The organism is Pseudomonas sp. GR 6-02 (genome assembly GCF_001655615.1).
Classification (GTDB): Bacteria; Pseudomonadota; Gammaproteobacteria; order Pseudomonadales; family Pseudomonadaceae; genus Aquipseudomonas.
The window spans coordinates 4,376,309-4,396,674 of the sequence record NZ_CP011567.1; the positions used below are offsets into that span (position 1 = coordinate 4,376,309).

The 20,366-nt window shown below is 61.3% G+C and carries 16 protein-coding genes (1 of these 16 cut by a window edge); 9 read left to right on the forward strand and 7 right to left on the reverse strand.

What is annotated here, in order from left to right; translation table 11 throughout:
• Together PGR6_RS19140 and PGR6_RS19145 are read right to left on the reverse strand one after the other, a co-directional pair.
• A protein-coding gene (locus PGR6_RS19140) for a non-ribosomal peptide synthetase (protein WP_064619067.1) crosses the window boundary here: on the reverse strand, positions 1-5,547 show its beginning. Its footprint begins 6,825 nt before the window's first position; 5,547 of the gene's 12,372 nt are visible here — the first part of the coding sequence; the start codon lies at positions 5,545-5,547; its stop codon lies beyond the left edge, outside the window.
• 319 nt (positions 5,548-5,866) lie between these two features.
• Positions 5,867-6,604 carry a thioesterase II family protein gene (locus PGR6_RS19145; protein WP_064619070.1) on the reverse strand — a complete coding sequence of 246 codons (738 nt, stop codon included), beginning with the start codon at positions 6,602-6,604 and terminating at the stop codon, positions 5,867-5,869.
• Between the two features lie 158 nt (positions 6,605-6,762).
• On the opposite strand from PGR6_RS19145, the gene PGR6_RS19150 reads away from it, so the two are divergent.
• Positions 6,763-7,896 (forward strand): cupin-like domain-containing protein, encoded by a 1,134-nt coding sequence (locus tag PGR6_RS19150; protein WP_018925338.1) that lies wholly within the window; start codon positions 6,763-6,765, stop codon positions 7,894-7,896.
• 20 nt (positions 7,897-7,916) lie between these two features.
• Here PGR6_RS19150 and PGR6_RS19155 read toward each other — a convergent pair whose 3' ends face one another.
• Positions 7,917-9,089 (reverse strand): MFS transporter, encoded by a 1,173-nt coding sequence (locus tag PGR6_RS19155; RefSeq protein ID WP_064619073.1) that lies wholly within the window; start codon positions 9,087-9,089, stop codon positions 7,917-7,919.
• A gap of 161 nt (positions 9,090-9,250) precedes the next feature.
• Here PGR6_RS19155 and PGR6_RS19160 point away from each other — a divergent pair, with 161 nt between their 5' ends.
• From PGR6_RS19160 to PGR6_RS19170, 3 genes are all read left to right on the forward strand, one after another.
• Positions 9,251-11,074, forward strand: a complete 1,824-nt coding sequence (locus PGR6_RS19160) for a glycoside hydrolase family 15 protein (protein ID WP_064619079.1) — start codon at positions 9,251-9,253, stop codon at positions 11,072-11,074.
• A gap of 506 nt (positions 11,075-11,580) precedes the next feature.
• Positions 11,581-11,967 carry a hypothetical protein gene (locus PGR6_RS19165; protein ID WP_064619081.1) on the forward strand — a complete coding sequence of 129 codons (387 nt, stop codon included), beginning with the start codon at positions 11,581-11,583 and terminating at the stop codon, positions 11,965-11,967.
• Between the two features lie 57 nt (positions 11,968-12,024).
• Entirely contained in the window at positions 12,025-12,915 is an 891-nt protein-coding gene (locus tag PGR6_RS19170; RefSeq protein WP_082920885.1) for an alpha/beta fold hydrolase, read from the forward strand.
• Here the strand turns inward: PGR6_RS19170 and PGR6_RS19175 are convergent.
• Positions 12,884-13,876, reverse strand: a complete 993-nt coding sequence (locus PGR6_RS19175; RefSeq protein WP_064619085.1) for a GlxA family transcriptional regulator — start codon at positions 13,874-13,876, stop codon at positions 12,884-12,886. The two genes, PGR6_RS19170 and PGR6_RS19175, sit on opposite strands and share 32 nt — an antisense overlap.
• A gap of 90 nt (positions 13,877-13,966) precedes the next feature.
• Between PGR6_RS19175 and inhA the strand changes: the two genes are divergently transcribed.
• The gene (gene inhA / locus PGR6_RS19180) at positions 13,967-14,653 is read left to right on the forward strand and encodes an isonitrile hydratase (RefSeq protein WP_064619088.1); all 687 of its coding nucleotides are present in this window, start codon (positions 13,967-13,969) and stop codon (positions 14,651-14,653) included.
• 37 nt (positions 14,654-14,690) lie between these two features.
• Here inhA and PGR6_RS19185 read toward each other — a convergent pair whose 3' ends face one another.
• Positions 14,691-15,020 (reverse strand): antibiotic biosynthesis monooxygenase, encoded by a 330-nt coding sequence (locus tag PGR6_RS19185; protein WP_018925331.1) that lies wholly within the window; start codon positions 15,018-15,020, stop codon positions 14,691-14,693.
• A 26-nt stretch (positions 15,021-15,046) separates the two neighbouring features.
• Complete coding sequence (locus PGR6_RS19190; protein WP_018925330.1) at positions 15,047-15,676, reverse strand: LysE family translocator; 630 nt, start codon at positions 15,674-15,676, stop codon at positions 15,047-15,049.
• A gap of 89 nt (positions 15,677-15,765) precedes the next feature.
• Here PGR6_RS19190 and PGR6_RS19195 point away from each other — a divergent pair, with 89 nt between their 5' ends.
• Entirely contained in the window at positions 15,766-17,076 is a 1,311-nt protein-coding gene (locus PGR6_RS19195) for an aminotransferase-like domain-containing protein (RefSeq protein WP_064619091.1), read from the forward strand.
• Between the two features lie 589 nt (positions 17,077-17,665).
• On the opposite strand, the gene PGR6_RS19200 is transcribed toward PGR6_RS19195, so the two are convergent.
• A complete protein-coding gene (locus tag PGR6_RS19200) occupies positions 17,666-18,154 on the reverse strand; it encodes an SRPBCC family protein (RefSeq protein ID WP_018925328.1) in 489 nt (162 codons plus the stop codon).
• 198 nt (positions 18,155-18,352) lie between these two features.
• On the opposite strand from PGR6_RS19200, the gene PGR6_RS19205 reads away from it, so the two are divergent.
• The 3 genes from PGR6_RS19205 (at position 18,353) to PGR6_RS19215 (ending at position 20,340) form a co-directional block, all read left to right on the forward strand.
• Positions 18,353-19,273, forward strand: coding sequence for an ADP-ribosylglycohydrolase family protein (locus tag PGR6_RS19205; RefSeq protein WP_018925327.1), 921 nt, complete (start codon positions 18,353-18,355; stop codon positions 19,271-19,273).
• 59 nt (positions 19,274-19,332) lie between these two features.
• Complete coding sequence (locus tag PGR6_RS19210) at positions 19,333-19,734, forward strand: lysozyme inhibitor LprI family protein (protein WP_018925326.1); 402 nt, start codon at positions 19,333-19,335, stop codon at positions 19,732-19,734.
• A gap of 249 nt (positions 19,735-19,983) precedes the next feature.
• Positions 19,984-20,340 (forward strand): hypothetical protein, encoded by a 357-nt coding sequence (locus PGR6_RS19215; RefSeq protein ID WP_018925325.1) that lies wholly within the window; start codon positions 19,984-19,986, stop codon positions 20,338-20,340.
• The last annotated feature ends 26 nt before the right edge of the window (positions 20,341-20,366 follow it).

Below are 20,366 nucleotides of genomic sequence, written 5' to 3' on the forward strand. Positions count from 1 at the left end.
CGGCAAGGTATTGATGAACAAGCCGACCGCTTGCTCGATGCCGGGCAAGTCTGCCGGACGCCCGGCCACCGTGGCGCCGAACGCCACGGTTGGGTGACCGGTGTAGCGTTGCAACAACAGCAGCCACGCGGCTTGCACCAGGGTGTTGAGGGTGACTTTCTGTTGCCGGGCAAAAGTTTCAAGGTGTTGGGTGCGACTGACGTCCAGGGTCTGGAAGTGGTCGCCATGCCCGCTCTGGGTTTCGTTGCCGGACGCCACCCGCGCCAGTCGGGTCGGCTCTTGCAAGGAGGCCAATGGCTCGCGCCAGAAGTCCTGGCTCAGTTGCCCATCCTGACGCTGCAACCAAGCGATGTAATCGCGATAGCGCCCACCGGAGGACGCCGGCGTGCGACCGCTGTAACGCTGCAAGACTTCACCGAGCAACTGCGAGTTGCTCCAGCCGTCCATCAGGATGTGGTGATGGGTGTAAATCAGCTGCCAGCTATCGGCTGCGACTTGCACCAACACCAGTCGCAGCAACGGTGCCTGGCTCAGGTCGAATCCTTGTTGGCGCTCGGCATCGGCCAGTTCATTCAAGGCCTGAAGCTGATCGTCACGCTCACACCAGTCGAGCACGGTGAACGGCAACTGCACCTGCTTGTGGACGATCTGCACCGGTTGTTCCAGTTCGCCTTGCCAGACAAAACCTGTGCGCAAGATGTCCTGTGCATCGACCGTGGCCTGCCAAGCGGCGCGGAAACGCTCCGGCTCGAGGCCTTGCACATCCACCCGCAACTGATTGATGTATTCACCCGCCGCCTGCTCGTACAGGGTATGGAACAACAGCCCCTGCTGCATCGGCGACAGCGGATAGAGGTCGTCGAGTTGGCCGACGGCCACCGGCAATGCATCGAGTTGTGCCTGGGTGATGCGCGCCAGCGGGAAGTCCGATGGCGTGGCCTGTGGCGCTTCGAGGGTGCAGCAATGCTCGATCAATGCGTTGAGTTCGACAGCGTATTGATCAACCAGCTGCTGGATGGTCGTGGTGTCGAACATCTCGCGGCTGAAGGCCCAGCTCATCGACAGCTCGCCGCCGTACACCTGGCCTTCGACCGTCAGCCAGTTGGCCAACGGCGCCGACGGATCCTGGGCCACACCGCTGCCTTCGCTGGACGGCACAAACAACGCCGCTTCGTCGAACTGACGGTCGAACTGCCCCAGGTAGTTGAAGGTGATGCGCGGTTGCGGCATGGCTGCCAGTGCGGCGCCAACCTGCGAGTCGCCCAGATAGCGCAGCACGCCGTAGCCCAGTCCTTTGTCCGGCACCGCGCGCAGTTGCTCCTTGACCGTTTTGATCGATGCGCCGAGGTCGCCGACCGGGCTCAGGTTGACCGGGAACAGACTGGTGAACCAGCCGACAGTGCGGGTCAAATCGATATCGTCGAACAGGTCTTCACGGCCGTGGCCTTCGAGCTGGATCAACGTGCTGCCCTGCCCGCTCCAGCGGCACACGGCCCGCACCAGCGCGGTCAGCAGCAAATCATTGACCTGAGTGCGATAAGCCGCCGGCGCCTGTTGCAGCAGTTTGCGGGTTTGTTCGGCATCGAAGGTCAGTTCGACTTTCTGCTCGAAACGGTTTTGCAGTGCACCGTCTGGGCGGTCGCACGGCAAGTCGGTTTGCGGCGCATCGCGCAGTTGCGCCTGCCAATAATCGACACTGTTGTGGAACGTTGGCAGGTGGCTTTGCAGACGCGCCACCCAGCGCTGGTATGAACTGGTTTTCGCCGCCGTTGTCAGCGTCGAGCCGTCGCGTGCCTGACGATAGAACTGCTGCAGATCTTCGAGCAATACCCGCCACGACACACCGTCCACCGCCAAGTGGTGAATCACCAGCAGCAGCCGCTGAGTGCCATCGGCCATCTGCACCGACAACGCTCGCAGCAACGGGCCGTTGCCCAGATCAAGACTGCGCTGGGCTTCGTCGCACAATGCATTCAGCTCTTCGAGCGATTGCGCCGAGCGTTGCCACAACACCGACTCAACAGACGCTGCGTCATAGGCCTGCTGCCAACCGGCATCGGTCTGTTGATAACGCAGACGCAACCCATCGTGATGCTGGAGCAACTGCACCAACGCCTGATCCAGCGCCCCGGCATCCAGCGCTTCGCGCGGCACCAGCAGCAGCGACTGGTTCCAGTGATGACGCTCAGGGATGGCTTGCTCAAAGAACCAGTGCTGCACCGGCGCCAAGGCCACCGCGCCAACAGCCGGACCTTGATCGATCAGGTTCTGCTCGCCGCTGCGGGCCACTTGCGCCAGGCTGCGGATAGTCTGGTGCTGGAACAGGTCTTTGGGGCTCAACAGGATGCCCGCCTGGCGCGCGCGGCTGACCACTTGCATCGACACAATGGAGTCGCCGCCCAGCTCGAAGAAGTTGTCTTCCAGGCCGACGTTGTCGATGGCCAGAATGTCTTGCCAGATCGTTGCCAGCGACTTTTCCAGCGCCGTGCGTGGCGCCACGTGTTCACGTTGTTGCTGGGTGCCGTCGACCGCAGGCAAGGCCTTGCGGTCGAGCTTGCCGTTGGGGGTCAACGGCAATTGTTCGAGGAACAGCAGATACGCCGGGACCATGTAGTCCGGTAAATGGCGGCGCAGCGCGGCTTTCAGGGTTTCGCGCAGGCTCGCTTGAGCATCGGCATCGTCCGCCAACACCGCGGCATCGGTCGGCACGATGTAGGCGACCAGTTGCTGACCACTGGCGCCATCCTGAGCCAGCACCGCCAGTTCGCGTACCGCGTCCTGCTGCAACAGCCGCGCTTCGATCTCACCCAGCTCGATGCGGAAACCACGAACCTTGACCTGATGGTCGATGCGACCGACGTATTGCAACGCGCCGTCGACCTGATAGCGGGTCAGGTCACCGGTGCGATACAGACGCTCGCCGTTGCTGGCGAACGGGTTCGGCACGTACTTCTCGGCGGTCATGCCCGGCCGCCCCAGGTAACCCCGGGTGATGCCGGCACCGGCCAGGTACAACTCGGCCGATACGCCTTGCGGCACCGGGTGCAGATCGGCGTCGAGCAAATAGCTGGCGGTGTGTTTGAGCGGGCGACCAATGTTCGCCGTGCCACCCGCTTCGCGACGGGTCCAGGTGGAATAGGTGGTGTCTTCCGACGGGCCGTAAAGGTCGTAGACATGCTCCACGGTCGGCTGCTGATACAGCGCGTCGACCAGCGATTGCTTCAACGGCTCACCGGCGAGGTTGATGATGCGCACGCCCGGCGGAATCTGCCCGGCACTGTGCAACGCATTGATCGCCGACGGCACGGTGTTGATCAGACGCACTTGATCGCGGGCCGACAGTTGCGGCAACTCCAGGGCGTTGCGGGCGATGATCACCGAACCGCCGTTGGCCAGGGTGACAAACAGCTCCCACACCGAGAGGTCGAAACACACCGAGGTCGAGGCAAGCACACCCTGAATGTCGTCGCGGCTGTACACCGATTGCGACCAGTCGATCAGCGCCAATACGTTGCGATGGGCGATGGCCACGCCTTTGGGCTTGCCGGTGGAGCCGGATGTGTAGATCACATAGGCCAGGTTATCCGGCGTGACGCGGGTCATCGGTGCGCTGCTCGGGTAAGCGGCCAGCCACGACTCGGCGTTGTCCATCAGCAGCACTTGAGTGCCCGCCGTCACGTTCAACGTTGCCGCAACAGCCTGCTCGGTCAGCAGCACCAACGCGCGGCTGTCGTCGAGCATGTAGGCCACGCGGTCGGCTGGATAATCCGGGTCCAATGGCACATAAGCGCCACCGGCCTTGAGCACCGCCAGCAGCGCTACCAGCAAGCTGTCGGAACGCTGCATCGCCACGCCGACCCGCACTTCCGGCCCCACACCCAACTCGATCAGCTTGTGGGCGAGGTGGTTGGCGCAGCTGTCGAGCTCGGCGTAAGTCAGTTGCTTGGCCGCGAAGGTCACCGCAAGCGCGTCCGGCATGGCCGCGACCTGCCTGGCGATCAGCTCATGAATGCACAGATCATCGGCGAAACCTTCGTCAGCGCGGTTCCAATCATGGACGATGCGCTGGTATTCCTCGGCTTCAAGCAACGGCAAATCGCTGATGCGCTGCTGGCTGTCGTTGACCATGCCGTGCAGCAAATGGGTCCAGTGCCGCGCCATGCGCTCGATGGTCGGCGCATCGAACAGGTCATTGGCGTAGGTCAGCGCGGCATGCAGTGTGCCGGCCTTTTCATAGGTGTCCAGGGTCAGGTCGAACTGGGTGGTGCGCCCTTCCCATTCGATCACGCCCAGCTCCAGGCCTGAGGCGGTGGTCACCGTGGAAATGTCCGCCACCTGCGGCTGATGGTTGTACATCACCTGGAACAACGGCGTATGGCTGAGGCTACGCTCCAGCTTCAACGCTTCCACCAGCCGCTCGAATGGCAAGTCCTGATGGGCCTGGGCGCCGAGGGCGGTTTCCTTGATGTCACTGAGCAAATCCGCCACGCGGGTCTGGCCATCGAGCCGGGTGCGCAGCACTTGGGTGTTGACGAAGAAACCGATCAGGCCTTCGATTTCACCGCGATTGCGGTTGGCGATCGGCACGCCGACGCGGATGTCGGTCTGCCCGGTGTAACGGTGCAGCAACGCGTTGAACGCACCAAGCAACAGCATGAACAAGGTGATGTTGTGCTTCTGCGCGGTGGCTCGCAGTTGCTCGGCCAGTGGGCCGTCGACGCCGAACTCATAACGCGTGCCGCGATAGCTGGGCATCGCCGGGCGCGGGTGATCGGTGGGCAGCTCCAGCACCGGATGCTCGAAGCCCAATTGGGCTTGCCAGTATTCCAGCTGCCGCGCCTGCTCGCCGGCCTCCAGCCAGCGGCGTTGCCACAAGGCGTAGTCGCTGTATTGAATCGGCAACGGCGCGAGCTGCGGTTGCGCGCCGGCATCATGGGCGTCGTAGCAGCGGATGAACTCGTCGATCAACACGTTCATCGACCAGCCATCAGAAACGATGTGGTGCAGGGTCAGCAGCAGCACGTGCTCCTGCTCGGCGAGCTTGAGCAGCTTGACCCGCAGCAGCGGCCCGACGGCCAAATCGAACGGCAGCAACGATTGCTGCTGGGCGGCCTCGGCCACGGCCTGTTCGCGCTCAAGGGTTGGCAGCGCGCTGAAATCAATTTGCTCGATCACCAACGGCGCACTGGCAGGTGCCTGTTGCAGGGACTCGTCGGCCTGGCGCTGGAACACCGTGCGCAGGGTTTCATGACGCGCCACCAGGCTGGCGAACGCTTGCTCCAGGGCCGGCAGGTTCAGTTGCCCAGTCAGGCGCACTGCGCCCGGCAAGTTGTAGGCGCCGCTGTGCGGGTCCAGTTGCCAGAGGAACCACATGCGCTGCTGGGCGTAGGACAGCGCTTGCCGGTCCTCGGCCTCGACCCCTTGCGGAATCGGAAAACGGGCGAAGTCCACGCCCTCCTTGTGCAAGGCCGCAAGGAACATCTGGCGCTTTTCCAGGGGCAACCCGATAAACCGGCGAGCAAGTTTCAAGGAGTCTTCAGCATTCATTTCTTAGCATCCGGATCAGTAGGCAGGAAGCACAAAGGCACGTCGTCCCTATGAAACGAATGCAGACCGGAAAAATTAGCGTTTGAGAACAAGTATCAAGAAGGGAGGTCGAAGCGGCTGGAATCGGCGGTGCGGCGAAGAAATGACGGCCGAACACAGACCTGTGGCGAGGGAGCTTGCTCCCGCTCGGCTGCGCAGCAATCGTAAACCGGCGAATGCGGTATTCCTGACACAGCGAGGTCGCAGGTTTTAGGGTTGCTTCGCAACCCAGCGGGAGCAAGCTCCCTCGCCACAGAGATCACCAAACTGAAGCATCGTGTTAACCGACAGCCGCCAAGGCATGCCGCCGATGGTGAACCTCCAGCTGATCCTTGATCACCCGCAGCACCTTGGCTTCGTGCTCATGAATGAAGAAGTGCCCACCGGCCAACATGTCCACCGAAAAGCTGCCGAGGGTTTCCCTGCTCCAGCCGATCAACTGTTCGGTGGTGGCCTTGTCGGCCTTACCACCCAGCACATGCACCGGGCACTTGAGCAATGGCCGCTGCACCGGCTGAAAACGCCCACACAATAGAAAATCCGCACGCAGAATCGGCAGTGTCAGGCTCATCAGCTCTTCATTGGCCAGCACCTCTTCGCTGGTGCCATTGAGCGTTCGTAGCTGCTCGATCAACTGCGCATCGGTTTTCGGCTCGGCAAAGCCGCGATCGTAATCGGCCCGCATTGTTGGCGCCGCCGTCCCCGAGGCAAACAGCGCCACCGGTTCCGGACAACCCAGCGCACGAAAGGCGTGGGCCAGCTCACACGCGAGCAAGGCGCCCAGGCTATGACCAAACAGGGCGTAAGGCGCCTTGAGCGTCGAACGCAACTCCCTGGCCAATTGCATCGCCAGCGCGCGCATGTCGGTGTGCAGCGGTTCGCCGAACCGTGCGCCCCGCCCCGGCAGCTCCACCGGTTGCAACTGCAGCCACTGCGGCAACTTGCGTCGCCAACGGCTGTAGACCATGGCACTGGCGCCAGAATACGGCAGGCACAGCAGGGTCAGCTTGGTCACCACGTTTACCTCAAAAAGTCGTCTGTATGGGAAGACGACCCGCGAGGAGCGCAAATTAGTCAGCGTCGGTTAAATCTCCGCTGCAGGTGCTCGTTTCTCTTCAAACCAGAATCAGTTCAAACCAAAACCAGCTCAGACCAAAACCAACAAGAGGCGTCGCCGTGGACCTGCAGACCATCCTGGGCAAACTGTTCGCCAATGCCGGTGCCGTCGGCATCGAAGGGGTTTTTCAATTCGTGTTCGGCCCGCATCAGGCGTACTGGTCCGAGGTCAAGGCCAGCAGCCGCACCGAAGCCGGCCGTCATGCCAGCCCCGACGTGACCATCGAAGTCGCGGAACAGGACTTTCTCGGAATCATGGGCGGCATGGCCAATGTCGAGGAACTGTTCGCCAGCGGCCGCTTGAAAATCGGTGGCAACATGGGCCTGGCGACGATGCTGCCGCAGATCATCGATCACGCCCGCCACGGTGGCGGCGTGGTGGAAAAGGTCGACATGAACAAGCGCTACCCGACCCCGCCGCGTTTCAGCGAAAAGGTCTCCGCCAGCCTGTCGCCCCAACGCTCGGTGGAGCGTCGGCCACGTCGCGAACTGTCAGTGCTGGAGTTCGAGACGCGCTACCTGCCCCACGGGATTCCGCTGGTGATCAGCGATGCCCTGCAAGACTGGCCCCTGTTCAAGCTCAGCCGCGAAGAATCGCTGGTGCATTTCGCCGAACTGCAAGGCATCACCCGCCACGGCGATTACGTGAAGAAAACCTTCTCCACGGAGCGGGATTTCCGCTCCACCTCCATGGCCGAGTTCATCGCTTCGCTGGACACCCCGGCAGTGAAAAGCGCCGATGGCGAACCTCCGGCGTACATGGGCAATAACATCCTGCCGGCGCAGTTGATGGAGCAGATCAAGTACCCGCCCTACTTCGATCAAGCGCTGTTCATCCCGCCCCGCATCTGGATCGGCCCCAAGGGCACGCTGACACCGCTGCACCGCGACGACACCGACAACCTGTTCGCTCAGGTCTGGGGCCAGAAAACCTTCACCCTCGCCGCGCCCCATCACCGTGAAGCCCTCGGCACCTGGTCGACAGCCCCGCAGGGCGGGCTCGACGGTTGTGATTTCAACCCGGATGCGCCGGATTACCAGCGTTTCCCCGGCGCGCAAGACGTGACGTTTCTGCGAGTAACCCTGGAGGCCGGCGACCTGCTGTTTCTGCCCGAAGGCTGGTTCCATCAGGTGGAATCGGTCTCGACATCGTTGTCGGTGAATTTCTGGGTGAATTCGGGAAGAGGCTGGTAATCCCTTACGGGAGCAGCGGGCTATTTCAAATGACGGAAACTCTGCACCGCCGCCCCCAACACCACGGCACCCGCGGCAATCGACACCCAGAACCCGCTGCGCGCCCCGAACGCATCCACCAGCCAGCCGGAACTGGCCGCGCCGATCGCCACGCCGATGCTCAAACCGGTGACCAGCCAGGTCAGGCCTTCGGTGAGTTTGGCCGGCGGCACGATGCGCTCCACCAGCGCCATCGCCACAATCAGGGTCGGAGCGAAGAACAGCCCGGCAACGAACACCGCCAGCGACAAGCCGACAATATTCGCCGCCAGCAGCAACGGCAACGTGGTCACCGCCGTCGCCACCCCGCCATAGAGAAACAGTAACGGCAGCGGCAGTTTCGAGCGCAGCGCGCCGAACGCCAACCCGGCCAGGCATGAACCGATGGCATACACCGACAGCACAATGCTCGCGGCCGCCGGTTGCCCCTGCTGCGCGGCGAAGGCAACGCTGACCACATCCACCACACCGACAATGGTGCCCATGGCAACCATCAACAGCATCAACAACTGGATCTCGCTCGAGCGGATGATCGAACCCTGATGGTGTTCTTCATGGGGATGCACTGGCGGCTCGGTGCCGCGCTGCAACACAAGCGCCGTGACCCCGATCGCCAGCATCAGCAACGCCGCCAACGGCCCCGCCTCGGGGAACGCCACCACGCACAACCCCACCGACAGCGGCGGCCCGACGATAAAACACACCTCATCCAGCACCGACTCCAGCGCATAGGCGGTTTGCAACTCAGGGCGACCGCGATACAACTCGGTCCAGCGTGCCCGCACCATCGCCGACATGCTCGGCATGCAACCGGCCAGCGCGGCGAACGCAAACAACGTCCAGTGCGGTGCCTGCAAGCGGGTGCAGAGCAACAACATCAACAGCGCCCCGCCACCGACCAGTGCCGACAGCGGCAAGATCCGGCCTTGCCCAAAACGGTCCACCAGCCGCGAAACCTGCGGCGCACAAAACGCCGTGGCCAGGGCAAAAGTCGCCGCGATGGAGCCCGCCAGGCCATAACCGCCCTGGAGCTGCGAGAGCATGGTGATCAGCCCGATGCCGGTCATGGAAATCGGCATGCGCGCGATCATCCCGGCCAGCACAAAGGCACGGGCGCCTGGGGCGTGGAACAGCTCGCGGTAGGGGTTTGCCATGGGATCGGGCCTCAACAAGGGCCTGCAACTTGCCACAGCGTCGGTCTGCGGGAAAGCGCCGAATTGTTGGTTGAGTGTGAACGCGGTTCGGCGCCAAATGAACTCTCTGTGGCTTTAACCAGTCAGCTGGTTAGGCCCTCGATTCCCGGAGTTCTGCGGCAATGGCTGATCATTCCGAACGACAAAGCGCGATCGACGCCCACGGCATCATTGGCGACATGCGCAGCGCAGCGCTGGTCAACGACAAGGGCAGCGTGGACTTTTTCTGCTGGCCGGAATTCGACAGCCCGTCGATCTTCTGCTCGCTGCTGGACAGCCCCGAAGCCGGCATCTTCCAATTGGCTCCGGACCTGCCCGACGCCCGCCGCGAGCAGATTTACCTGCCCGACACCAACGTCTTGCAAACCCGCTGGCTCAGCGATCATGCGGTGGTCGAAGTCACCGACCTGCTGCCCATCGGCGACAGCGAGGATGATTTGCCGATGTTGATGCGCCGGGTGCGCGTGGTCAGCGGTCAAGCGACGATTCAGATGTTGTGCAACCTGCGTCATGACTATGCGCGGGCTCACACCAAGGCGCGGGCGCGCGGCCGCAGTGTGTATTTCGAGGCCACCGGTCAGCCGCCCATGCAGCTGTGTGCGGATCAGCCCTTGCGCGTCGAGGGCAACGCAGCGATTGCCGAATTCACCCTCGAACAGGGCCAGAGCGCCGAGTTTTTGCTCGGCGGCGTTGACGATCCGCGCTTCAAGGAAGGCGCCGCCGATCTGTGCCTGGAGCGCACCCTGAAGTTCTGGCGCGACTGGATCGGCCAGTCCAATTACCGCGGGCGCTGGCGGGAAATGGTCAATCGCTCGGCCCTGGCGCTGAAGCTGCTGACCTCGCGCAAACACGGCGCCATCCTCGCCGCCGCCACCTTCGGTCTGCCGGAAACACCTGGCGGCACACGCAACTGGGACTACCGCTACACCTGGATCCGCGACGCCTCGTTCACCGTCTACGCCTTCATGCGCCTGGGCTTCGTCGAGGAAGCCAACGCCTACATGCGCTGGCTGCGCGGCAGGGTCAGTGATTGCCGGGGTAAACCGATGAAACTCAATATTCTCTACGCCATCGATGGCCGCCAGGAACTGCCGGAAACCGAACTTTCGCACCTGTCCGGCCATGGCGGCGCGACGCCGGTGCGCATCGGCAATCAGGCCTACGAACAAATCCAGCTCGACATCTTCGGCGAGCTGATGGACGCGGTGTACCTGGTCAACAAGTACGGTGAGGCGATCTCCCACGAAGGCTGGAAACACACCGTGGAAGTGGTCGATCAGGTCTGCGAAACCTGGCAGCAAAAGGACGTTGGCATCTGGGAAATGCGCGGCGAGCAGCATCATTTCCTGCACTCGCGACTGATGTGCTGGGTAGCGCTGGATCGGGCCATCCGGCTGGCCTCCAAACGCTCGCTGCCCGCCCCTTTTGCCCGTTGGGACCAGACCCGTCAAGCGATCTACGCCGACATCTGGAGCAACTTCTGGAACGAAGAACGCGGGCATTTCGTCCAGCACATCGGCGGCACCGGCCTCGACGGCTCAATGCTGCTGATGCCGCTGGTGCGCTTCGTCAGCGCCAAGGATCCGCGCTGGATCGCGACCCTCGAAGCCATCGAAAAACACCTGGTGCGCGCGGGCATGGTCTACCGCTACCGCAACGACGACAGCCAGATCGACGGCCTGCCCGGCACCGAAGGCGCCTTCGCTGCCTGTTCGTTCTGGTACGTCGAATGCCTGGCCCGCGCCGGCCAGGTAGAAAAGGCGCAGCTGGAGTTCGAGCAATTGCTGCGGTACGCCAACCCGTTGGGGCTGTACGCCGAAGAGCTAGACAGCCACGCGCGGCACTTGGGCAACACACCACAAGCACTGACGCACCTGGCGCTGATCAGCGCGGCGAGCTTTCTGGATCGGAAGTTGAGTGGGGAGAAGAACTTCTGGCAGCCTTGAGACTGAGGTGACTGCTTCGCGGGCAAGCCTCGCTCCTACAGATGTATACCGTTCAACTGTGGGTGGCGCTGGCTTCGGTACCGCCGTTGTGACTACCGCCAAAACTCGTCAGAAATATCCACTTTTACGACACTTTTTGTAGGATCAAGACCTACCCGCGATGAACTTAAACACACTCTGCCTGGCAGGACTGACCTCCTGTGGCGAGGGAGCTTGCTCCCGTTGGGGCGCGCAGCGGCCCTGAAATCTGCAACCACATTCCTCCAGAAGCACCGTATTTACTGGCTTAGCGACTGCTGCGCAGCCGAACGGGGGCAAGCCCCTTCGCCACAGGATTGCGTAGGCCAATCGCCTACATTCACTAAACAAACCAGCCCAATCAACACCTGGTAACTGATTCCTACATCCGGAAATACCTTGTTGCCAGCACCTACATCCATCCCTACCATCCACGCTCAACGGGCACAGCGGAGCTGTCCAACAAAACCCGAATTCAAGGAACCAGAATGACCCAGCGCATCCATCGCAGCATCAACGTCCCACTCCGATCAGGCCTGAATCGGACTGAACTGTGGGAAGGCCCCGACAAAGGCTTGATCAAATGCTGGGAAATCGGCCGTCAGCGCGCCGCCCGCTTCCCCGACCTCGCCCACCAATGCCTCACCGGCGAACTCCCGGTGCTGGGTTGGAAAGGTGGCGTCAGCCGCAGCCTGAAGAAACTCGAAAAATACGGATCCCTCAAATACCTCGCCCAATGGCAAGGGTTACGCGGGGAAGATCTGGATATTGATCTGAGCGCAGAACGGGCGTTGACCTGTTCCAGGACCAAAATGGTCGTGACATTTACGCCGGATCGGTCGAAGTACTTCAATCAGATGGACGTGGAAGCCTGAGGAAAGAGCCCGGGTCGATCTGAATCAGCTGTTGATAGACAGCCCATGGAGCATCGAATGCAGATCCAACATGTCCTGACGCCAAACCTCGATATTGCCTGCGAAACACACGGCCCCAGCACCGGTGACCCAGTCATCCTTCTGCACGGTTTCCCCTACTCCCCCCGCGCCTACGACGACATCGCGCCAGCCCTCGCCGCAAAGGGCTACCGTGTGATCGTCCCGTACCTGCGCGGCTACGGCCCGACCCGTTTCAACTCCCCCGCCACCCTGCGCTCTGGCCAGCAGGCCGCCCTCGCCCAGGATTTACTGGACCTGATGGACGCCCTCGCCATCAAACAGGCCGCGCTGTGCGGTTACGACTGGGGTGGTCGGGCGGCGTGCATTGTCGCGGCGCTAAGGCCGGAGCGGGTGCGCTGCCTGGTGACCGGGGACGGTTACAACCTGCAGAACATCCCCCGCTCCACCCAGCCTCTGGATCCGCAGACTGAACATCGTCTCTGGTATCAGTATTACTTCCACACCCCGCGCGGCGTGGAAGGCTTGACCCAAAACCGCCGGGCCCTGTGCGAACTGCTCTGGCGCCTGTGGTCACCGACCTGGGCGCAAAATGCCGAACGATATCCCTTGAGCGCGCCAGCCTTCGATAATCCGGATTTCGTCGACGTAGTAATTCACTCGTACCGGCACCGGTTCATGTATGCGCCCGGCGACCCGACGCTGGAATGGATGGAAGAAGCGCTGACCCGACAACCGGCAATCAGCGTGCCGACAATTTCCCTGTGCGGTGCCGATGACGGTGTGGGACCCGCGCCTGAAGTCGATGAAGACGCCGAGCATTTTACCGGCCCCTACGAACGCCGAGTGTTGGCGGGCGTCGGGCATGACATTCCCGAGGAAGCGCCCGAGGCGACACTCAAGGCAATACTGGATCTGCTGAAGGGCTGACGGAAAACCGCTCGCGATAAGCCTGCGGTGTCACGCCCATGGCCCGCAGAAAACTGCGGCGCAGGGTCTCTTCGCTACCAAACCCGCATTGCATCGCGACCCGTTTGATCGGTACGCCGGTGTCGCTGAGCAGTCGTCGCGCGGTCTCGACCCGAATCAGTTCTATGGCCCGCGCCGGGGTCTGGCCGGTGTCGGCGCGGTAGTGACGGACGAAGCTGCGCTCGCTCATCCCGGCCTGCAAGGCCAAGGTCGGGATGCCAAGGTCCTTGGTGAGGTTTTCGCTGATCCAGGCGTGAAGCTCGTCGAATCGGTTGCCTTCTTTCTGCAAAGACAGGGTCACGCTGAACTGCGACTGGCCCCCCGGACGCTTGAGAAACACAACCAGTTGCCGGGCGACTTCGAGGGCCATGGTTCGGCCGAGGTCTTGTTCGACCATGGCCAGCGCCAGGTCAATGCCCGCGGTAACCCCGGCCGAGGTCCAGACCGGACCGTCGTTGATGAAGATCGGGTTGGGTTCGACCTGCAGTTTGGGATGCTGCTGCGCCAATTGCTCGCAGCGGGTCCAGTGCGTCACCACCCGTCGACCATCAAGCCAGCCGCTGGCCGCCAGCAAAAACGCCCCGGTACACACTGACGACACCCGCCGGCAATCTCGCGCATGCTCACGCACCCACCCCACCAGCGACGCGTCCTGCGCCGCCGCGTAAACGCCCCAGCCACCGGCAATGATCAAGGTGTCGCTGCCCCGATCCGGCAGCGGTTCTGCCAACAGTGCCAACCCCGCCGACGACATCACCGCCCCGCCACCGCTGGCAATCACTGACGGCGCATAGGGCGGCGGCAGACCTTGCTGGCGGGCAATGTCGTTGGCCGAGGCAAACACCTGCAACGGCCCGGTGACATCGAGCACTTGCACGTTGGCGAAGGCCAGCACATGAATGGTTTTCGGGTGGTTTGGCATGATTGGCGTAATTCGTGGGGTTATTGGCGTATTCGCCAAATCCTACGAGCCTACAGTGAAGCCGTCCACCCCAATCAGGAGAAAAACGCCATGACGTTGCAGATCGGTTTACTGTTGTTTCCACAGGTTCAACAATTGGACCTGACCGGCCCTTATGACGTGCTGGCCTCGCTGCCGGACGTGAAGGTGCACCTGATCTGGAAGGACCTGGTGCCCGTCACCGCGAGTACCGGGCTGGTGTTGAAACCGACCATCACCTTCGACGATTGCCCGCCGCTGGATGTGATCTGCATTCCCGGAGGTGGCGGCGTCGGCCCATTGATGGAGGATGAACAAACCCTGGCCTTCATCAAGACTCAGGCCGCCACGGCGCGGTATGTCACCTCGGTCTGCACCGGTGCCCTGGTGCTTGGCGCGGCAGGGCTGCTCAAGGGCAAGCGCGCCACCACGCACTGGGCGTATCACGAGTTGCTCGGGCTGTTGGGGGCGATCCCGGTGAAGGATCGGGTGGTGCGCGACGGCAATCTGCTGACCGGTGGCGGGATCACCGCGGGAATCGATTTTGCCCTGACCCTGGCCGCTGAATTGTTCGATAAGGACACCGCGCAACTGGTGCAATTGCAGCTGGAATACGCCCCAGCACCGCCGTTTGCTTCGGGCAGCCCCGAGACAGCGCCAGCCGGCGTACTGGAGGAAGCCCGTAAACGCGCTGCCGGGTCGTTGAAATTACGTACGGAAATCACCGAACGTGCAGCGGCGAAACTCGACCTCCAGTGAAAGAGATGGCCGCGGGGGGCTATCCCCCCGCAGCCAGTCACTCACGCCGGCCATTCGGCACAAACAGCTCGAACGAGTCATCGCCATAAGCCCGCTCCACTTTAGCGATCACCACTTGATAACCCGCATACCACTTGCGGTACTGGCGCTTGGCCTCCAGGTGCCTGGGGTGGCTGGCGAATTCCCGGATAGAGGTTTCGTCCTGCCAGTAGTAACTGGCGTTGACCAGTTCGCCATCGGCCGAGCACCAGGACTGGGTACCGACGAACCCTTCGATGCTGATCGCGACTTCGTCGATCAACGTGCTCAACAGGTTGAACTCCTCGTCTCGTTGCCCGGGTTTGTAGATAAACGATGCGATGTACATGCAGAGGTTCCTTTTCAGTGAATGAGTCAGGCCGGACGTGTCATCAGGGCCAGCCTGACGGCGAGCAACAGCAATACCGCGGCCAGCCCCAATGACTGCCATGTGGCGAATGTCGACGTGCTGGAAATACGCCGGCTGACCGTGCTGCCGAAAACCCCGAGCAGGGTGTGAAACACGCCACTGACCAGGGTCAGCACCATGCCCAGCAGCACCAGCTGTACGGCAATCGAGCCTCGTTGCGCGTTAACGAATTGCGGCAGGAACACCATGAAAAACAGCAAGGCCTTGGGGTTCAGCAGGCTGTTGAGCATCGCCCGGATCAGCAGGGTCTTGAGCGGCACCTGCGCAACATCCGACGTGCCGCTGGCCGATGGCTTTTGCAACGCCTTGAACGCCAGCCACAGCAGATACAGAACGCCGGCATAACGGATCAGGTCGAAGGCCGGTGGCCAACTGGCAACCAGTGCCGTAACCCCCATCGCGGTCAGCGCCGTCAGGATCAGATCGGCCAGGCCAATGCCCAATCCCGACGCCACACCGCCGCGCCAGCCATAACTGGCACCATGGCTGATTACGAAGGCCATGTTCGGCCCGGGTGACAGCAGCAACAGCATCACCGCGCCGACGAAAATCGATAAGGTCGCAGGGTCAATCACAGCGAAGTCTCCGTCCTGGAAAGCCTGTAGATTAGAGCGCCAATCTGATACAAACAAAAAATTGATCCAGATACAAAGAGCGCTCACCCATGACCCGTATTCGCTACAAACGCCTGGTGGATCAGTTCGCCGGGAAGATTCGCAGCGGTGAACTGCCACCCGCCACACAATTGCCGACCATTCGCGCGTTGATGCAGAGCGAACGGATCGCCCTGGCCACGGCTTTGCGGGTCTATCACGAGTTGGAGGCGATCGGCCTGGTGGTCGGCGAGACCGGCCGTGGCACCTTTGTGCGCGACACGTCCTTGCCTCGCGGACTGGGGTTGGAACAGCAACCACTGGGCATCGGCACGGTGGACCTGACCTTCAATTACCCGTCGGTACCCGGTCAGGACGAGTTATTGCGCGAGGGTTTGCGAGCGATTGCCGCCTCCGGGGATATCGATGCGCTATTGCATTCCGCGCCTCAGGGCGGGCGGCCGCATGAACGGCAGACGGCGGCCCGGCATTTACGCAATCGGGACATTCGGGTGGGGGGCGATCAGGTTCTGATCGTCAACGGCGCCCAGCAAGGTCTTGCCGTGACGCTGATGGCACTGCTCAAGCCGGGAGATATTCTGGCCCTCGACGCCCTCACCTACCCCGGCCTGAAAACCTTGGCCCAGGCCCATCGGCTGGACCTCGAAGCCCTCCCGCAAATCGCCGGGCACACCGACCTCGACGCCCTGGAAGCGCTGTGCAAGCGGCGCCCCGTGCGGGCGCTCTACAGCATGCCGACGATGCACAATCCGTTGGGGACGGTGATGTCCATCGCCGACCGTGAACGCCTGGTGCAATTGGCCGAGCGATACGACTTTCTGATCATCGAAGACGGCGCCTATGCCTTCCTCGCAGAACCGGCACCCAAACCGCTGTTTACCCTGGCCCCGCAGCGCACGCTGTACATCAGCGGCCTGTCGAAAAGCGTTGCCTCGGGCCTGCGCATCGGTTTCATCGTTGCACCGAAAGCGATGATGCCGGCGCTGGAGCAAGCCATCCGAGTGTCGACATGGAGCACCCCGTCGCTGACCGTCGCGCTGGCCTGCCGCTGGATCGATAGCGGCGAAGTCGACAACCTCGAAGAGCAAAAACGCCTGGACGCCCGGCAGCGACAGGACCTGGCTCGGCAAATCCTGAAAAACTGCGAACTGGTGGCGCATCCCGCTTCCTACTACCTCTGGCTCAGATTGCCCGAAGGCTTGCGGGCCGAAACGGTGGTTGCCGAGCTGGAACGAAAAGGCGTGCAGGTGACCAGCGCCGCACCCTTTGCCACGACCACTCATGTGCCTCCTGCACTGCGGGTGGCCATGGGATCGATCAGCCTCGACGTGTTGAAGCGCGCCCTGGGAGACTCTGCATGAAGTCGTGGACATCTGACGGACTTTTCTGACACCCATAAAAAAACCCGCCTAAGCGGGTTTCTCAAGACCATTGCGACATCCTGTCGGTAGCCATCCTGGCGTATGGTCGATCATCCGTGATCCTGAACACGTCCTGTGTTCAGTTGATGGATCCAGATTAAACACATTGGCGAAGCTTCAAAAGACGACATAACAGCGGCTGCGTGTAAGCCATTGACCATTCAGCACCTGAAAGCAGCCCCTGTAGCAGCTGCCGAAGGCTGCGTTCGGCAGCTGCTACTAGTACGGGTACAGGTACGGGCGATCGGTCGCAGTTTCCTGCAGACGAAAAAAAACCCGCCGAAGCGGGTTTTCCCAAGACCATATCGACTCCCTGTCGGCAGCAATCCTTGCTTATGGTCGATCATCCGTGACCCTGAGCACTTCCTGTGCTTCAGTTGATGGGGCTAGATTACGCTTCGGATCCAATCAGCAATAGACGATATAGCTACTACCGCGTGTAAGACATTCGCTATAGCCACCCTTCCGAAAACCCTTGGACGTATCAACCATCATGGGCCGAAGCCGCGAATTTCGCGGCTTGCAGCCATCAACTTCCCTGACGCTCGTGGGCCTTGGTGTTTTCTGCCAGAAACTGTTCGATGTTGTTCATCTGCTCATCCCAGCCACGGCTGTCCATGCGGAAAGCCTTGAGCCTGCGCGACTGGGGAACGTGATCGAAACCGGACTCGACGACCGTCAACAGCGTGCCTTCGTCCATGTCCTGGAGTTCGAATTTCACCAGCGTGGTGGGCTCCTGAGAGTAATCGACTTCCGGCTCCACCGCATACGGGTGCCAGCGAAACGAAAACACCCGCTCCGGCTCGACCCGCTCCACCAGTACATTCCACAACAAGTGCTCATAACCAGGATACGTAATCTGCCCCTGGGTCCACTCGCCGGCGACAAAGCGCTTGCCTTCGAGTGCCACGCCGAACCATTGTCCGAACATTTCGGCATTGGCCAGCATGCGCCAGACCCGCGAGCGCGGCGCCTTGAGCAGGATCTTCCTTTCGATGCGATCTGATGCTGGGTTCATAAGTCACCTCCTGTATTGAACAGTAGGCCCGTAAAGACCAGAAGACCAACCTAAAAGTTGTATCAAACGGCCGCTGCAATCAACCGTACCTGAAATATTCGGCCTCGATTTTGGCCATAAGTTCTGGTTTGAAAGGCACAGTCAACGGATTGAAACTGCTAACGTTTGCAACGACGTGCAACCTTACAAGGAAGATTCATGCAGCCTTCACTCACGGAGCGTTATCGCGCAACCCTGTTTGGGCTTGCTTGCGCAGATGCTATCGGCACCAGTGTCGAATTCCAGCCACGCGGCTCGTTCGAGCCCCTGACCGATATGGTTGGCGGCGGCCCGTTCAATCTGAAGCCGGGGCAATGGACCGATGACACATCCATGGCACTTTGCCTGGCTGAAAGTCTGCTGAACAAAAAAGGTTTTGATGCGGCTGACCAGATGGGCCGTTACCTCAACTGGTGGCAATGGGGTTACCAGAGTTCGACCGGCGAATGCTTCGACATTGGCATGACCGTACGTGACGCGCTGGCTCGTTATCAGAAAACCGGTCAGCCATTCGCAGGCTCCTCCGATCCCGACACGGCGGGCAACGGTTCGCTGATGCGGCTGGCGCCGGTAGTCTTGTACTACTTTCCCGACCGCGACCGGATCAGGACGTTTTCCGTAGACAGTTCGCGTACTACCCATGCCGCGCCGGAGGCACTTGAATGCTGTCAGTTGCTTGCCGAACTGCTCCGCAAGGCATTGCTAGGCGCCACCAAGCCGGATTTGCAGCGCCTGCCAGAGACAATATTCCTGGAACCAAAAGTCATGGCCATCGCCCGAGGCGACTACCTCGACAAGTCCAAAGACGATATCCGGGGCAGCGGCTACTGCGTTGCATCACTGGAAGCGGCCTTGTGGTGCTTTCACCACACTGACAGTTTTGCAGCCGCCATCCTCGAAGCCGCGAACCTGGGTGACGACGCCGATACCACTGCCGCCATCGTCGGTCAGTTGGCCGGGGCTCACTATGGTGCGCAGGCCATCCCTGAAGGCTGGCTGGCGAAGTTGCACAGGCGCGCTGACATCCAGGTTTGTGCGGACCAGTTACTCGCGGCTTCAGGCGCCCTTTCTACAAGCTGAAGCCTGCGTCTTCGCTACACTGCAACCTCCTCTTTTCAATTGTCACAGCGAGAATTCCCATGCACCCACGCTTGCTCCTGGCACTGACGCCGCTGCTGTTCACCCCTCTTGCGCATGCCGTCGACTGCGACAACGCCACCGACCAGACAACGATGAATCAGTGCGCGGCGCAGCAGAACAAAGCGGCCGACAAGGAGCTGAATGCGCTTTACCAGCAGATCACCACGCGATTGAAGGACAGCCCTGACGCCAAGAAGCTGTTGGTCGGTGCCCAGCGCTCATGGATTGCGTTTCGCGATGCCGAGTGCAAGTTCTCGGCGTCCGGAGTGGAGGGAGGCAGTGTTTACCCGCTGATCTATAGCAACTGCACCACGGCGCTGACCAAGGCGCGGGTCGAAGCCTTCAAGACTTACTTGAAGTGCAAGGAAGGGGATTTGAGTTGCCCGGTGCCTGAGGCTTGATGCTGCGGCGTTCTTGATGCCGCCGCGTGCCAGCTTAACGATCACTATAAAAATCAATCAGTTACTTGAAATAACTGGCTTATGGGCGCGTCTGAACGAGATCGCCCGCGTCTAATATCGCGATACCTGTTGCAGTGTGAGACAAGCATAGAGGCCCCCGGCCGGAACACTTCATCGCCCGGCGATTGACGATGCTGCAGTGCAGGCGCGAAATGTGGGTTCACCGATTGCCAGTCAGAGGGTAAGAACATGGCAAGCATAACGGTCCTGGCGGGGGACTTTCTGCAGGGTGATGGAGAGTACACAGACGGCGTTTTCACGCTCAGGACGTCGCTTCACCCGTGGCCCGGCATCACCCTCCCGCTCTCATTGTTCAAGAGTGTAGAAGTGGCCAACGAGGATTCGATCAACAACATCAAGGATGTCATCGGCTTCGGCGTGGCGGGGGCCATGTTGCTGGGGCCTATCGGCGCAATTGCCGGCTTCATGTTGGCTGGCAAGGAAACCGAGGTAACCTTTCTGGCCACACTCAAGGATGGAAGAAGGTTGCTGGCGGCTGTAGACAACGACACGTTCGATGAGATTTCCCGAAAAATCCCGTCCTGACATGACAGACGCACGCCGCACCATCG